Here is a 15,511-nt window from a genome sequence, read left to right as displayed (position 1 = left end):
TTTTATTTATTTGCTGTAAAGAAAAGATGTTGACAAAACATCATTTTTCTTTTAAAATAACTCTTGTTGCCTAGAGGTGATGAACATGAAAATTTCTGTCTCACAGATTCAAAGGGAGAACTTTAAGGGACCTTTTGAAGTGGAAGAAACAGTTGATGTTTCAGAATTGGAAACGATGAACAATGATATCCGCCGAATCGGACCAGCGCAGGTAAAAGTTTTGTTTACAATGGATCAGAGCGAAGAAATATTTGCCTCTATGACCATTAAAGGTGAGATGATTTTACCATGTGCAAGGACACTTGTTGATGTACATTATCCGTATGAAATTACAGCTGATGAAGTATTTTCCACTTCCCCATATGTAACCGAAGAGGATTTAGAGAATGAAATCCATCCGGTTAAAGGAGAAGTGCTTGACTTAAAGCCGTATATCATGGAAAATATACTGTTGGGTATACCGTTTCGGGTGTTCTCGGAAGAATCCAATCCAGAGGGCGCAGCACCTAAAGAAGGTGACGGCTGGAGTTTTGTTCAAGAAGAAGAACCAAAGGAAGAAACCATTGATCCACGTTTAAAAAAATTGGCGTCTTTACTTGAAAATAAAGATAAGAAAATGAATAGTGAATAACGTTCTTTTCATTTGAAGGAGGTGTAGGTCATGGCAGTACCTAAGCGTAAAACATCTAAAAAAGTAAAAAACCAACGTCGTACTCATAAAAAACTACATGTACCTGGCATGGTAGAGTGTTCAAATTGTGGAGAATTAACGAAGCCACACCACGTATGTAAAGCATGTGGACATTATGATGGAAGAGAAGTTGTCAGCAACTAATCGGGGAGACAACAGCGAGGAGCAGATCACAATTTAGTGGTCTGTTTTTTTTATTGTCATCTTGTATAATAAAGAGAAAGTTCAATCGGTGGGGGGGCTTCATCCCTGACTGATTGTTAGTGGAACGCATCTTGGGTGTTAGCTCACGTTTCCTACCTACACTTTCTCGGAGATCCTAAAGTTTTGAGGTGGGAGTTTTACGGACGGTTACACCGGGATAAATGGGAGATTAAAAGAAATGGTGTAAAGGGGAGATAGATTTTGGGAGAAGTAGTTAACTATGAAAAGAAAATCGAGGGGTATGGAATTATTCGCTTGAACAGACCAGAGAAACAAAATGCAATTTCTTTACATATGGGTGATCAGTTACAAGCTAAACTGGCTGCAGCAGAAGCGGATGACTTGAATTTTTTATTGCTTACTGGTGTAGAAAATCGAATGTTCTCTGCTGGTGGGGATTTAAATGAATTGCACGGTGAATTATCAACTAATGAAGCATTTGCTAAACTAAAAACGATGATGGAAGTACTTCAAAAAATAGTTAATTTTCCAGTGCCGGTAATTGCATTGTTGAATGGAGACGCTTTAGGGGGTGGATGTGAACTTGCGACTGCCTGTGATATCCGAATTGCTAAGGCGAATACGAAATTCGGCTTTATTCAAACGACGATTGGAATCCTGCCTGGTTGGGGCGGGGGAGCATTACTTTATAAAAAAGTGCAACCTGATTTTGCGCTGGACTGGATTGCAACAGGAGCTGTATTAACTGCACATGAACTGAAGGAAAAAGGCTGGCTCCATGATATAATCGATTCGGCCGATTGGAAAGCTAGAAGGTATTTAGAGAAGTATATAGCTCGATCAGTAGAACAGATGCGTCTATTAAAGGAACAATTTAAAGTTAATATGCATGTTGCTGAACTACCTAGCCTTATGAAAGTAGAAGTGAAAAACGCAGCTAGTCTATGGGAATCCGAAACTCACAAACAGGCAATTGAAAACTTTTCTAAAAAGAAATAGCTAAACATGATTCTATCAATCCTCGTTTCCGCATACATTGATAGCAAAGTAGTGGAGGAGGATAGCCATGAAAGAAACTAGACAGGATGCATGGACGAAAGAAGAAGATGTATTATTAGCGGAAACTGTCCTGCAATATATTAAGAATGGTAATACCCAGCTGGAAGCGTTTAAAGAAGTAGCCGCTAAGCTTGTAAGAACACCAGCGGCCTGTGGCTTTCGCTGGAATGCGACAATTCGGAAACAGTATGAATCTGCTATTCGTCAAGCAAAAGAAGAGAGGAAGAAGGTGAGCAGCCAAGCATTACGTGCGCTCCAGGCTGGTGAAGAGGTTCTTGAAAGGAATGCAATTGAGTCTGCCATTCAACTCCTGGAACAATTGAAAAGTAAAAATCCTGAATCCGAAAATAATGAACAAGTACAATTGATTGAAAGACTTAAACAAGAAAATGAACAATTGAATCAACAACTTGAACGATATAAAAATGCCTGGAGTGAAATGGAGAAGTTATGGAATTGGGTGGATGGAAATATGGAAAGCAATCCGGATGTCTAAAAAAACCACGTGAAGTTCATTTGCTAACTTCACGTGGTAATTTTTATTCTGTCTCTTGACTATGTTGTGCCTCTTTCTCCTGGACACCTTGAGGCAGCCAAATTAGTGGATTTTCCCCGAGGTCCCGTTCCAAATCATATTGTGCTTTTTGAAAGCTCATTTTCTCCCAGAATCCTTGTGAATTGATCCGCGGACTCGTTTTAATTGGCAAATTAAAGCTTTTTGCATAGTCCACCATTAATTTGCCGTATCCGTGGCCTTGATAGTCTGGCAATACTTCCAGTTTCCAAAGCGCTAAATAATCCTGTGGCGGGTCAAAATAGTTATCATATTTTTCCTTAATTCTGTATAAACTCATTCTGGCTATTAAGTTCTCTCCGATATAAATTCCATAAAAAGGTGATTCACTATTGTTTTCAATAAAGTTGTTCTGTAAATCCTCGAGCATAGAGAGCTCCTGGTTGCCATATTCCTTGAATCGCTTAAATTTCTCAAGAGTTTTGTAGTTGATTAATAAATTTTCGACCTTCACTTTGTTCATGCTTACATCCCCCTTTGTTTATCTTAACCATTCATTCATTCATGAAACGTTAGATTGCAATAGTATATTGAATGTATTCACTGTCTTTATAATTATACATCAATTAATAGTTTTTTTAAATCTTGAGGTTGTGTAACATTCTTAATTCGAATATAGTAGAATCAAAATAGTGCAATCAAAAATACACAATCCTACACACATTCATACAGCGCGAGTGATTTGGCCCTTTCACTCATTCAGAGCTTCAATCGCCGTTCAGTTGCCCGGGGGACGGATGCTTTCCACGGCCTCAGCCTCGACGCAAAGGACGTGCTAATGCAGACGTTGCCACAGGACGTGGCGTTCTTAGTCTGCCTCGGAAGAAAACCGCTTCCTGCTCAGGTCTGGACACGTACTTTTCCCGTAGGAGTCACCATCCCCCGGGCAACTGAACTGGTTAGATGGTTATTTTAAATAGAAATTATTCGGCCACGATAAGGAGTATACTTTTTTAGAACATTAAACAGTGATTCCAATTTGGCTTTTCCTGGTAGCAGTGCAGACACCTCGAGACTCCTGCGGAAGGCCGGCAAAGAACGGTCACGTCCTGTGACCAACGCCGGCATTAGAACTTCCTGTTCGGAGGTAAGCCTGGCGAGACCCCTTAGTGCTCAGCGCGAGGAGACTTGCCGGCCGCTCAGCAGATGTGAGAGGTGTCTGGACTGCGGACCTCCAGTAGAAAGTTTCGGAGTTTGGCACACTTACGCTGTATGAAAGTAATTCACTGTTTTGAGTGGTGGAACTGGATTATATATTGAAAAATTACATAAGGAGAAACTTCGGAATGCTAGATATTATCGTTTATGTCCTATCTTTTTTTATTACAATCCCGCTGCTTGCAAGCTTTCTTGTTTATATTATTAGTATGATCCGGGAGTGGAACAAGTTAAAGGCGTTTCATTCTGCAGTGAATTGGACGACTATTTTATATATTATCGCAGTAACAATTATGCTCGGAATTATATTTGATCGGAGCTTTGTTGGGGTTGTCTTGATTTTCCTGCTCGTTTCTTTATCATTAATCATATTTATCCAGTGGAGAACGGGACGGGATGTCCAATTCAAAAAAGCCGCTAAATTATTATGGAGAATTTCATTTTTGTTATTCTTTATTCTTTACGGCTGCTTAATGATTGCAGGAATCATTAAATATTTGGCAACGTAAACAAGAAACATGAAATTACTGTCAGAATTAGATACAATACAACTTGGACTTATTCATAGAGTGAAACTTCATTCAGTGGGGGCTATCTCCGCTGAATATAAATTGAACAGAATCAGGGATATACGGACTGTTTAGCCTTCATCTTTATACTTTGGGCTTTTCTCCTGTCTAAGGGTGGAGGTATTGCAGACCGTTAATGCGTGATAAAGGAGTAGAATCAGATGCGAATCGACGCGGTAAATATACGAAATCAAGGTCAGTTGATCACTGATTATAGAAACAATAGATCGGTTATGCAATTTTTTGATTATCATCCTTTTGGAGCAATGGATGAAAGGATGAATGAGTTAAGAAATCGAACATTCAAACGCGAAGAATTGGCGACGATTCTTGCAGAGCGGAACACGGCCTGGGGCGCAGGAGAAACAACGTTAAAAGCCATCGAACAGCTGCGGAACCCGGAAAGTGTTGTCGTTGTGGGAGGGCAGCAAGCTGGTCTGCTTACAGGTCCGCTCTATACAATTAATAAAATAATCTCTATCCTGCATTTTGCAAGAGAACAGGAAAAGAGTTTAAACGTACCTGTATTACCGGTTTTCTGGATAGCTGGAGAAGATCATGATTACGAGGAAGTCAATCATGTGTTTTTTCCTGAAGGAACAGAACTGAACAAGTATCCACTCAAGCAATCCCATTATAAAAAACTTCCTGTCACAGAAATTACACTCGATCAGGAACTTGCTGGAAAATGGGTCGATGAACTTTTTTCTAAACTTCCGGAAACAATACATACGAAAGATATTTATAAAATGGTGACGGACACGCTGCGGGAATCTGTAAGTTTCACTGATTTCTTTGCCAGGATCATTCATAAGCTTTTTCAAGAAGAAGGTATTATCTTGATAGATGCAGCAGACAAACGCATCCGAAATATTGAGCAGGATTATTTTGTCCGCATGATTGAGAATCAGCCAAAAATCAGTCAAGGTGTTTGTGAGGTTGCAAAGGAACTGGAAGAGCAAGGCTACACAGCTGCACTTGAACTAGAACCAGCAGATGGTCATCTATTCTATCATTTAGATGGAGAACGAATTTTACTAAGCCGGACAGAACAAGGCACATGGAAAGGTAAGCAAGATGAAATCGAGCTGACGACAGAGGAGTTACTGAGTCTTGCAGAAACAAATCCAGAGAAGCTTAGTAATAATGTTGTTACGCGGCCGGTGATGCAAGAACTCCTCTTGCCCACACTTGCATTTATTGGTGGACCAGGAGAAATTAGTTACTGGGCCCTGCTTAAGCCAGCATTCCGTGCATTGGATTTGAAAATGCCTCCTGTATTGCCTAGACTTTCATTTACCTATCTTCCTGAAACAATCAATAAAGCCTTATATGCCACAGATTTAACTGTCGAGGAAGCAGTTAACGAGGGAAGCACGGCGAAAAGGGAACAATGGCTGTTAACGAAACAAGAGCCGCCAATTGATGATTTAGCCAAGAATTTGCAGAATACAATTGCAGAAGCCCATAAACCGCTTCGAAAGACGGCAGAATCAATCCGAGATGATGTTGGGGCACTTGCAGAGAAAAATCTTCATTACGTACAAAGAGAAATTGAGTTTCTAAAGCGCCGTATGAAACTTGCTTTGGAAGAGAAGTATGCGAAAGACCTTGCACAATTTGATGAGATTCAATTATTGACACATCCGGAAGAAGGGTTGCAAGAACGGATGTGGAATGTTTTCCCGTTTTTAAATGAATATGGTGTATCGTTTATCTCGGAAGTAACCCGTTCTTCCTTTTCTTTCCAAAACTCACACTATGTTGTTTATTTATAATACCCATTGGGATCATTTACCACCACTTTCCACCACTTTTGAAAAAGAGAAGAGAAAAGCTGTTAAACATTGATATAACAGCTTTTCTCTTTTTTTATTTCCCTAATTATTTTTAGCTTAAGCGAAAAAGTTAAAAATTAACGAAAAAGAAGTGGAGGATAGTGGAGGGTTGTGGTAATATAATATTACGAAAGTGGGGAGAAGAATATGTTCATGGGGGAATACAAGCATAACGTTGATACGAAGGGCAGAATGATTGTACCCGCCAAGTTTCGTGAAGAACTCGGGGATACTTTTGTTGTGACCCGCGGTCTTGATAAATGCTTGTTCGCTTACCCGATGAACGAATGGAAGATTATTGAAGAGAAATTAAAACAACTCCCCCTAACAAAAAAAGATGCCAGAGCCTTTACCCGCTTCTTCTTTTCTGGTGCAGTTGAATGCGAAGTGGATAAACAGGGAAGAATAAATATTCCATCCACATTGAGAACATATGCCGCATTGGAAAAAGAATGTGTTGTCATTGGGGTCTCTGAACGAGTGGAGATTTGGTCTGGTGATAAATGGGAAGAATACGTGGAAGAATCGGAGGAATCCTTCTCTGAGATTGCTGAAAATCTACTGGATTTTGATATTTAAAACAAAAGCGCAAGCGACCGTTTAGCGACGTACGGACTGGACAGTGGGAGATATAGGAAGCATGCCTCTTTAGGGGTAGACGTGAGTTGGGTCTTGGCCTGTACTTAGTCGGCCCTCCTTTAGATTTGAGCTGATGTTGACTTTCACCGCAAGGGTATAAGTGCGACTAAGCCTCATGTCTTAGCCAATTGGCAACTCTTCTTTATCCCACGGATGTTCAGGAAGTCCGCTAGTCGCTAGTCGCTAGTCGCTGGGCGCTGGAGCTAGACGCTGATAGAAGTAATTGAAGCAGGTGATCGCTTGTTTGAACATTATAGTGTATTGAAACAGGAAACAATTAAAGGCTTGAATATTAAGGCAAATGGTACATACGTAGACTGTACAGTTGGTGGCGGAGGCCACTCAGAAGAAATAGCATCAAGATTGAACAAAGATGGGCTCCTTATCGCTTTTGATCAGGACCTTGATGCACTAGAAGCAGCAAAAAAAAGATTAGCACCATACGAGGATCGGATTCGCTTTATTCATGCAAATTTCCGCGAAATCAGTAAGGAATTAGAAAAGCTTGATAGAGAACGAATCGATGGTATTTTATTTGATCTCGGTGTTTCATCCCCACAGTTAGACCGTGGGGAAAGAGGGTTCAGTTATCATCAGGATGCGGAACTCGATATGAGGATGAATCAAGAGAGTGAACTGACAGCCAAGGAAATCGTAAACGAGTGGCCTTATGAAAAGTTAGTCGGCATCTTTTTCCAATATGGTGAAGAGAAGTTTTCTAAACAAATCGCAAGAAAAATTGAAGACTACCGCAAGACCTTTGTGATTGAGACAACCTCTGAACTTGTAGAAATCATTAAAGAAGCAATTCCTGCCCCCGCAAGAAGAAAAGGGGGACACCCTGCAAAGCGGATATTCCAAGCATTACGAATTGCAGTAAATGATGAGTTGGCTGCTTTTAATGATGCACTCCATCAGGCAGCAGAACTCGTAAGCATCGACGGAAGAGTTGTTGTCATTACCTTCCATTCTCTGGAGGACCGTTTATGCAAACAGGCATTCAAAAAATGGAGCACAGCGAAAGAAACACCACGGAATCTACCAATTATACCGAAAGAACATGAAGCGCCGTTTCGGTTGATTACAAGAAAACCAATTGTAGCGAGGGAAAGTGAACTTGAAGAAAACCGCAGATCACGTTCCGCTAAATTAAGAATCGTAGAGAAAATAAAAAAATGGGATAAAGCATTTGTATACGAGGAAGGGTGGAGAAAATAATGAGTGCAAATCAAGCGAGGAGCTGGAACACGAATCCGTCTCCTAATCCAAATCGTGAACCGAAAAAAGTAGCCGTTAAAGTTAAAAAGCAAGGTTGGATTACGAAGGGAGAAAAAGTCATTTATTCGATGATTGCAGCTGGCTTAATCATCGCCGGTGTATTTATGGTTTCTTTATCTTCTCAGACTGACGCTTTAAATCGGGAAATGCAAGAGCTTGAAAAATCCGTCCAGCAACAACAAATCGCAAATGAAGGTCTTGCTTTCGAAGTGAAAGAACTATCCCGTCCAGAACGTATTATCTCGATTGCTGAGTCACATGGGTTAACCATTCAAAATGCTGAGGTAAAACAAGCGCAAGCAGTAGAACAGGAGTAAGAGGTTATCGTATGAGGAAAAACAAGACGACACATATGATGGCGGGAATACTGATTATATTTTTTGTGGCGATTTTTATCGTTCTAACGGGCAGGTTTATTTATATCCAGGCGACTGGAGAAGTAAATAATATCTCACTAGAAGAATGGGCGGATCAAAAACGGACTGCTTCTTATACACTTCCAGCAGAACGAGGGAAAATCCTCGATAAAAACGGTATGATTCTCGCCTATGACCGGCCGACATACCGTGTATTCGCTGTTCTTGATGAAGCATACTCGGAAAACCCAGAAAAACCACGGCATGTCGTGGATGTGGACAAGACTTCTGAAGCTCTTGCTCCAATCTTGGAGGTGGATGCTAGTATGATCCGCGATTCCTTACAAGCAGGACTTGATGCAGACCCGCCACGATTTCAAGTGGAATTTGGTAATGCTGGAAGACAACTTAGCCAAAACAAAAAAGAAGAAATCGAGGAACTTAAATTACCAGGAATATACTTTGACGAGGAAGCGATGCGCTTTTATCCTAACGGTATGTTCGCATCCCACATCATTGGATTTGCTAGAGAATCAGAATTCGAGGATGAGGACGGGGAGATAAGGTCTGAAATTGCAGGCGTTACCGGTATGGAAAAGCAAATGGATGAGCTGCTCCGAGGTGAGAGTGGCTATATCTCCTATCAACGAGACTTGTATAATTCGAAACTACTAAACCCAAATGAAGTTATTAAAGAGCCGGAAGACGGAAACGATGTATACTTAACGCTTGATCAAAAAATCCAAACATTGGTTGATGAGGCAATGTCTACTGTAGAGAGTTCTTATAGCCCGGAGCGGATGACTGCCGTCGTCATGCATGCGAAAACCGGCGAAGTCCTTGCGATGAGCAGCCGACCAAGTTATAACCCGAATAATCCGGCAGATGTACAGAATTGGTATAATGACGTTATTTCGACACCAATTGAACCAGGCTCAACCGTGAAGATGTTCACGTGGGCTGCTGCCATTGAAGAGGGCGTCTATAACGGGGATGAAAAATACCTATCCGGAACATATAATGTAAACGAGAAAATCATCCCCATTCGAGATGTGAACGAAGGAAAGGGTTGGGGAACCATTTCGTTTGATGAAGGATTTGAACGTTCTTCAAACGTTGCGGCTTCGAAGCTCGTTTGGGAGAAGCTTGGCACGGAAAAGTTTTTAGAATATCTGCATGCATTTGATATTGATAAACCGACAGATATCGACTTACCAGGAGAAATAACAGGCGAGATTTTATATAATTGGCCGCGTGAAAAACTGACAACCTCCTTCGGGCAAGGTAGTACAGTGACGCCAATCCAAATGATGAAAGCAGCAACAGCGATTGCAAATGACGGCAAAATGTTAAAACCGTATGTCATCAATAAAATTGTGGATCCCGCAACATCCGAAGTAATTGACGGGAATGAACCGGAAGTTACATCAGAACCAATATCGCCTGAAACTGCCGAACAGGTGCGTGGATTATTACAGCGTGCTGTTGAAGGGGAGAATGGTACAGGGAAACAATTCCGTCTGGAAGACTACACTATAGGCGGGAAAACCGGGACAGCTCAAATCCCTAATCCGGATGGGGGCGGTTATTTAAGTGGCAGGGAAAATATGATTTTTTCGTTTTTAGGAATGGCTCCGATTGAAGACCCGGAATTAGTCATGTTTGTCTCTGTTCAGCAGCCAGATCTTGAGGCTGGTGAATATGGATCCCAACCTGTTTCCTTTATCGTAAAAAATGTTATGGAAAATGGTTTACATTACCTGAATATTGATCCGGACGGTGAAGATATAGAGGAAATTGAACGGGTTGAAATACCTGAACTGAATGGGAAAGATCCAGAACAATTAACCACTCAACTTGAAGAAAAAGGGTTTAACGTAACGACGGTTGGTAGTGGAACAAAGGTCACGAAAGCGAATGTGACAGCAGGAGAAAAAACCTTGCCGACAAAACATATTATCTTAATTACAGATGAACCGGCTATGCCAGACATCATGGGCTGGTCGAAACGTCAAGTTGTCGAGTTGGCAGACATGATGGATTTACAACTTGAAAGCTTTGGAAATGGGTATGTTGTGATGCAAAGCGTTGAACCAGGAACGGCGTTAAGCAAAGGAGCTTATCTTGGCATCGAGTTGTTACCACCTGGGGAAGAAAGGGAAGAAATTCCAGGTGACGAAGAGCAAGAGGAAACATCAGACGGAGAACAGGAAGAGCAAGTGGAACAAGAAGAAATAAACGAATAAAGACAAAGGAAAACAGTGTTCTATTCGTTTTTTGAAACTCATATAGTGGATACAAGCCTATCTATAAAGAGGAGTGCAAGTATGAAACGCGTATCCACGATTACAGTCAAAAAACGAATCGTTACTGTTTTTCTTTTTGCCTTAATTATCTTAATTACCATCATACTCAGGTTGGCCTATGTCCAATTTGTAATGGGTGACGAATTGTTTGAAGAAGCGAATGAACTTTGGACAAGGGATATCCAATTTGCTCCAGAACGAGGGAAAATATTAGATATGAATGAAACCCCTCTTGCTGAAAATGTGACGGCTCCAACCGTTACAATTGTTCCGCGGCAAGTAACAGATCCTGAATCGACAGCAGAAGCGTTAGCAGGGGTGCTGGGCGCTTCAGTTGATAAAGTGTATGAAACGATTACACGACAGGCTTCAAGTGTGACAATCCGGCCGGAGGGGATTAAGATTTCGGCTGAAGAGGAGAAAGCAATTCGTACGTTAAATCTCTCAGGTGTCTATTTGGCGAAAGATTCGAAAAGACATTACCCTTATGAAACTTCCCTTTCCCATGTGCTCGGTTTTACTGGTATCGATAACCAGGGATTAATGGGTCTAGAGCAATATTATGATGAAAAATTAAACGGGACGGCGGGCAGTTTATCATTCTTTTCCGATGCACGTGGTAACCGGTTAGATACACTTGCGGACGTGTATACCCCACCAAAGGATGGGTTGCATTTAAAAACGACGATTCATTCCCAAGTACAAGCAATCTTAGAACGGGAAATGGACTTAGCTGCTCTAAAGTATAATCCAGACGGCGCTATGGCCATCGCAGTCGACCCGAAAACTGGTGGTATTCTCGGAATGACGACAAGACCTAACTTTCATCCAGAATATTATCAGGAAGCAGATGCGGAAGTGTTTGACCGAAATCTTCCAATCTGGAGCACATATGAACCGGGATCTACTTTTAAAATCATTACCCTTGCTGCTGCATTGGAAGAAAAGATAGTTGATCTTCATGAAGATCATTTTGATGATGATGGAGATATTAATGTTGCTGGAACTCATATCCATTGTTGGAAAAGAGGAGGACACGGTCACCAAAGTTATCTTGAAGTCGTACAGAATTCCTGTAACCCTGGATTTGTGAATTTAGGGCAACTGCTTGGTACGGAGAGATTGTTTTCTTATATTGATGCATTTGGATTTGGTAAGAAAACAGGGATTGATTTGGAAGGAGAGGGAAATGGAATCCTCTTTAATCCTGAGAATGTAGGCCCACTTGAACTTGCTACGACAGCTTTCGGTCAAGGTGTGTCTGTAACTCCGATTCAACAGGTCATGGCTGTAGCAGCTGCTGTTAACGGCGGATTTTTATATGAGCCGTATATAGCTTCTGAATGGCTTGATCCGGTGACAGAAGAAGTTGTCGAAAGAATTGAACCGACCATTAAGCATCAGGTGATTGCGGAGGAAACGTCCGAAGAACTGCGATATGCACTTGAATCTGTAGTTGCACAGGGGACGGGCCGACCTGCATATGTTGAAGGGTACCGAGTGGGAGGAAAGACAGGAACCGCACAAAAAGTAGGTCCGGACGGTCGCTATATGCAAAATAACTATATTGTTTCTTTTATTGGGTTTGCTCCAGCCGATGATCCGGAGATTGTCGTCTATGTAGCTGTTGATAACCCGAAAAATACAGTTCAATTTGGAGGGGTTGTTGCAGCACCAATTGTCGGCAAGATTATCGATGATAGTTTGCCGGTTATGGATGTTGAGAAGCGTTCAGATGGTCTGGAGAAAGAATATCAGTGGCCAGAGGAACCGCTTGTTGAAGTACCGGATTTAATTGGTCTAACACCACAAGAACTGTCAGAGTTTATGCTGAATTTATCTGTGGATGTTAGCGGAAGTGGCGGAAAGATTATTGATCAAGCTCCAAAACCAGGTGAAAAAGTGATGGAAGGAGCGAAAGTGCGGATATTTTTAAGTGACTAATCAAGCCTGCAGATTTGTCATCCTTTTCCCATCGGTATAGTTCTTAGGAGAAGGGTGAACCGATGAAATTAGGAGAATTGATTCAGGCGCTGCCATTTATAAGCTTAACGACAGAATCTGAGGAGATAGAGATTACTGCTATTCATACAGATTCGCGTCGTGTAACGCCAGGGAGTCTATTCACTTGTATAGAAGGTTTCCAGACAGATGGACATCTCTATGTCCAAGATGCGATTGAAAAGGGAGCAAAGGTCATAATTGCAGAGAAAAGAGTGAAAAGCACGGTTCCAGTCATTTATGTAAATAATTCGGTACGGGCTCTTGCAATTATAGTAAATACATTTTATGATTATCCTTCGACAAAGCTCCCCTTGATTGGGATAACCGGAACAAATGGAAAAACAACCGTCAGTTACCTTCTCGATGCATTGTATAACCATTTTGGAAAAAAGACCGGTGTGATTGGCACCATTCACAATAAAGTAGGTGACCGATACAGTGCAACAAGTAATACAACTCCAGATGCGCTCATCCTCCAACAACTCTTTCATGATATGCAGAATTCAAGAGTAGAACAAGTAATAATGGAAGTGTCTTCCCATGGTCTTGATTTGGGAAGGGTGTACGGCTGTGATTTTGACACGGTAATATTTACCAATTTAACGCAGGATCATTTGGATTATCATAAGAGTGAAGAGAATTACTTCTTTGCTAAAAGTCAATTATTCTCACGTCTCGGGAATACCTATGACGGCAGAAGGAAGTTTTCCGTTATCAATGCAGACGATCATTATGCGGAAACGCTGAAAAAAACAAGTGCTTTTCCAATCGTAACTTACGGTATCGAGCGTGAAGCAGATGTAATGGCTTATGATATTGAGCTTTTACCGGGCCGGACAATATTTCAATTGAAAACACCGGTCGGAACGGTTAAAATTACGAGTAGGCTTACTGGGAAGTTTAACATTTATAATATGCTTGCAGCGGGATCTGCTGCATTGGTTAACGGGATTCCTTTGCATATTATTAAAGATACGTTCGAGGTTGTCCCACCTATTCCAGGCAGGTTCGAGACGGTTGATTTCGGGCAGCCATTTGGTATTATTGTGGACTATGCGCATACTCCTCATGCGGTGAAAAACATTCTTGAAACATGTAAAGAAATAAAAACAGGTAAGCTCTATTGTGTACTTGGTTGCGGGGGTGACCGTGATCCGGAAAAACGGCCACTCATGGCGCAAGAAGCAATCAAGCACGCAGATTATGCAATTTTTACTTCTGATAATCCGCGTACGGAAGACCCGCGAGCTATTCTTGACGACATGGTCCAGATTTTCGATGGGCATGTCCATAATTATGAAGTCATCATCGATCGATTGACGGCAATAGAAAAAGCAATGTCCGCTGCAGAAGCTGGAGACCTTGTAGTCATCGCAGGCAAAGGTCACGAAACGTACCAGGAGATTAATGGCAGGAAGTATCCATTCGATGACCGTGTTGTAGCTAAAAATGCGTTTTTAAATAAGGAGTTTTAACGATGTTATTTACAGTAAAAGAATTAAAGCAACTATTTACGAACAATCGAAAATCACTTGATGATTCAATTGCAATCGACCGAATTACAACAGACAGCCGGTCGAAAGTGGATCATTCTTTGTTTATCCCGATTGTCGGTGATCAGTTTAATGGTCACGATTATGTCGAACAAGCGATAGAAAATGGTGCGGTCGCAATCTTGTGGGATGAGCTGGAGAAGTTACCCCCTTCCATCCCGCTTGATTTTCCTGTCTTTTATACAAAAGACACAACAGAAGGTCTGCAAAAAATTGCTGCCTATTACAGAGACAAGATTAATCCAGTTGTGATTGGGATTACCGGATCTAATGGGAAGACAACTACGAAGGACCTGATAGCCGCGATTATGAAGACAACTTACCATACACATGCTACATTAGGAAACTTGAACAATCATATCGGCTTACCATTGACAATTCTTAGTATGCCCCGCGATACGGAAGTGCTTGTACTCGAGCTTGGAATGAGCGGGTACGGTGAAATTGATGTATTGACGAAAATTGCAAAGCCGGATTATGCAATTATTACGAATATCGGGGAATCACATATCGAATACCTCGGTTCAAGGGAAGGGATTGCCAAAGCCAAGCTTGAAATAATCAATGGGCTGAAAGAAGGCGGCAAGTTGATTGTTGATGGTGATGAACCTCTCTTACAAGCTATACATACGGACGATTCAGTGGATGTTATCAACTGTGGCTTTAATGCGGATAATGAGGTCCGCTTGGATGACGTAGATATTACAGTGGATGGGACATCTTTCACAAATGCTCACGGCCGCCGCTTCCAAGTGCCTCTCTTTGGTAAGCATCACGCAAAAAATGCTGGGTTCGCGCTTCAGATTGCCGAGTTACTGCATATATCTGAAGAGAAACAGGAAGCAGGCCTAAAAGAGCTGGCACATTCCGCCATGCGTTTTGAATTATTAAAGTCAAAACAAAATCAGGCAACCATTGTGAATGATTCGTACAACGCCTCTCCAACATCGATGAAAGCAGCGATAGAAGTAATTAAACAGATGGAAGGCTTCGATACGAAAATACTTGTACTAGGAGATATACTCGAGCTGGGAAATTATGCAGATGCACTGCACCGTTCGGTAGCCGAAGTGATTACTTCTCCAATCACTCATTTGTATACATATGGAGAAAAAGCAAAATTAATTACGGATAGTGTTCAGGAAAGTGAAATTCAGTGTAAACATTTCGAAACAAAAGAAGCATTAATAAACGAATTAAACCAGCACCTTACAAAGATGAGTCTTGTTTTATTTAAAGCGTCACGTGGCCTTCAGTTTGAAACAATGGTTGAAGCCATCGTGACGAAGCAAGAAGATAAGGAGCAGTAATTGAGGAGGAA

Annotated in this window: 14 protein-coding genes; 13 read left to right on the top strand and 1 reads right to left on the bottom strand. The window is 41.4% G+C overall.

The genetic code is table 11. The features are described 5' to 3' along the window. Positions 1 to 85 precede the first annotated feature (85 nt). From LZD48_RS05125 to LZD48_RS05110, 4 genes are all read left to right on the top strand, one after another. Positions 86 to 631: a YceD family protein gene (locus LZD48_RS05125; protein WP_235761661.1), complete on the top strand. Its 546-nt coding sequence runs from the start codon at positions 86 to 88 to the stop codon at positions 629 to 631. Between the two features lie 30 nt (positions 632 to 661). After that, positions 662 to 835 carry a 50S ribosomal protein L32 gene (rpmF, locus tag LZD48_RS05120; protein ID WP_188855635.1) on the top strand — a complete coding sequence of 58 codons (174 nt, stop codon included), beginning with the start codon at positions 662 to 664 and terminating at the stop codon, positions 833 to 835. A gap of 261 nt (positions 836 to 1,096) precedes the next feature. After that, positions 1,097 to 1,855 carry an enoyl-CoA hydratase/isomerase family protein gene (locus LZD48_RS05115; RefSeq protein ID WP_235761660.1) on the top strand — a complete coding sequence of 253 codons (759 nt, stop codon included), beginning with the start codon at positions 1,097 to 1,099 and terminating at the stop codon, positions 1,853 to 1,855. A gap of 67 nt (positions 1,856 to 1,922) precedes the next feature. Further along, positions 1,923 to 2,411 carry an RsfA family transcriptional regulator gene (locus LZD48_RS05110; RefSeq protein ID WP_235761659.1) on the top strand — a complete coding sequence of 163 codons (489 nt, stop codon included), beginning with the start codon at positions 1,923 to 1,925 and terminating at the stop codon, positions 2,409 to 2,411. Between the two features lie 43 nt (positions 2,412 to 2,454). Here the strand turns inward: LZD48_RS05110 and LZD48_RS05105 are convergent, their stop codons facing one another. Then, positions 2,455 to 2,952, bottom strand: a complete 498-nt coding sequence (locus LZD48_RS05105; RefSeq protein WP_235761658.1) for an N-acetyltransferase — start codon at positions 2,950 to 2,952, stop codon at positions 2,455 to 2,457. Positions 2,953 to 3,775: 823 nt separating this feature from the next. Between LZD48_RS05105 and LZD48_RS05100 the strand changes: the two genes are divergently transcribed. The 9 genes from LZD48_RS05100 to LZD48_RS05060 all read left to right on the top strand — a co-directional run bounded on the left by LZD48_RS05100 (position 3,776) and on the right by LZD48_RS05060 (position 15,500). Then, positions 3,776 to 4,156: a DUF3397 domain-containing protein gene (locus LZD48_RS05100; protein ID WP_235761657.1), complete on the top strand. Its 381-nt coding sequence runs from the start codon at positions 3,776 to 3,778 to the stop codon at positions 4,154 to 4,156. A 221-nt stretch (positions 4,157 to 4,377) separates the two neighbouring features. Then, on the top strand, positions 4,378 to 5,994 hold the full coding sequence (bshC, locus tag LZD48_RS05095; protein ID WP_235761656.1) for a bacillithiol biosynthesis cysteine-adding enzyme BshC: 1,617 nt from the start codon (positions 4,378 to 4,380) through the stop codon (positions 5,992 to 5,994). Positions 5,995 to 6,201: 207 nt separating this feature from the next. Then, complete coding sequence (mraZ, locus tag LZD48_RS05090) at positions 6,202 to 6,633, top strand: division/cell wall cluster transcriptional repressor MraZ (RefSeq protein ID WP_235761655.1); 432 nt, start codon at positions 6,202 to 6,204, stop codon at positions 6,631 to 6,633. A gap of 300 nt (positions 6,634 to 6,933) precedes the next feature. Next, positions 6,934 to 7,911 (top strand): 16S rRNA (cytosine(1402)-N(4))-methyltransferase RsmH, encoded by a 978-nt coding sequence (rsmH, locus tag LZD48_RS05085; RefSeq protein ID WP_235761654.1) that lies wholly within the window; start codon positions 6,934 to 6,936, stop codon positions 7,909 to 7,911. After that, entirely contained in the window at positions 7,911 to 8,288 is a 378-nt protein-coding gene (ftsL, locus tag LZD48_RS05080) for a cell division protein FtsL (RefSeq protein ID WP_235761653.1), read from the top strand. The genes rsmH and ftsL overlap by 1 nt, the downstream gene beginning before the upstream one ends. An 11-nt stretch (positions 8,289 to 8,299) precedes the next feature. Next, entirely contained in the window at positions 8,300 to 10,573 is a 2,274-nt protein-coding gene (locus tag LZD48_RS05075; protein ID WP_235761652.1) for a penicillin-binding protein, read from the top strand. Between the two features lie 81 nt (positions 10,574 to 10,654). Further along, positions 10,655 to 12,577 carry a stage V sporulation protein D gene (locus LZD48_RS05070; protein WP_235761651.1) on the top strand — a complete coding sequence of 641 codons (1,923 nt, stop codon included), beginning with the start codon at positions 10,655 to 10,657 and terminating at the stop codon, positions 12,575 to 12,577. Between the two features lie 62 nt (positions 12,578 to 12,639). Continuing rightward, the gene (locus tag LZD48_RS05065) at positions 12,640 to 14,112 is read left to right on the top strand and encodes a UDP-N-acetylmuramoyl-L-alanyl-D-glutamate--2,6-diaminopimelate ligase (protein ID WP_235761650.1); all 1,473 of its coding nucleotides are present in this window, start codon (positions 12,640 to 12,642) and stop codon (positions 14,110 to 14,112) included. A 2-nt stretch (positions 14,113 to 14,114) separates the two neighbouring features. Beyond that, positions 14,115 to 15,500 carry a UDP-N-acetylmuramoyl-tripeptide--D-alanyl-D-alanine ligase gene (locus tag LZD48_RS05060; RefSeq protein WP_235761649.1) on the top strand — a complete coding sequence of 462 codons (1,386 nt, stop codon included), beginning with the start codon at positions 14,115 to 14,117 and terminating at the stop codon, positions 15,498 to 15,500. The last annotated feature ends 11 nt before the right edge of the window (positions 15,501 to 15,511 follow it).

The organism is Oceanobacillus alkalisoli, assembly GCF_021556485.1.
GTDB classification, from domain to species: domain Bacteria; phylum Bacillota; class Bacilli; order Bacillales; family Amphibacillaceae; genus Oceanobacillus; species Oceanobacillus alkalisoli.
The sequence above is the reverse complement of the archived record's forward strand: the minus strand, read 5'-3'. Positions and strand labels throughout refer to the sequence as shown.

Coding starts and splice junctions, on each gene's coding strand:
- LZD48_RS05125 (WP_235761661.1), top strand. CDS start 86: ATGAAAATTTCTGTCTCACAGATTCAAAGGGAGAACTTTAAGGGACCT.
- rpmF (WP_188855635.1), top strand. CDS start 662: ATGGCAGTACCTAAGCGTAAAACATCTAAAAAAGTAAAAAACCAACGT.
- LZD48_RS05110 (WP_235761659.1), top strand. CDS start 1,923: ATGAAAGAAACTAGACAGGATGCATGGACGAAAGAAGAAGATGTATTA.
- LZD48_RS05105 (WP_235761658.1), bottom strand. CDS start 2,952: ATGAACAAAGTGAAGGTCGAAAATTTATTAATCAACTACAAAACTCTT.
- LZD48_RS05100 (WP_235761657.1), top strand. CDS start 3,776: ATGCTAGATATTATCGTTTATGTCCTATCTTTTTTTATTACAATCCCG.
- bshC (WP_235761656.1), top strand. CDS start 4,378: ATGCGAATCGACGCGGTAAATATACGAAATCAAGGTCAGTTGATCACT.
- mraZ (WP_235761655.1), top strand. CDS start 6,202: ATGTTCATGGGGGAATACAAGCATAACGTTGATACGAAGGGCAGAATG.
- ftsL (WP_235761653.1), top strand. CDS start 7,911: ATGAGTGCAAATCAAGCGAGGAGCTGGAACACGAATCCGTCTCCTAAT.
- LZD48_RS05075 (WP_235761652.1), top strand. CDS start 8,300: ATGAGGAAAAACAAGACGACACATATGATGGCGGGAATACTGATTATA.
- LZD48_RS05070 (WP_235761651.1), top strand. CDS start 10,655: ATGAAACGCGTATCCACGATTACAGTCAAAAAACGAATCGTTACTGTT.
- LZD48_RS05065 (WP_235761650.1), top strand. CDS start 12,640: ATGAAATTAGGAGAATTGATTCAGGCGCTGCCATTTATAAGCTTAACG.
- LZD48_RS05060 (WP_235761649.1), top strand. CDS start 14,115: ATGTTATTTACAGTAAAAGAATTAAAGCAACTATTTACGAACAATCGA.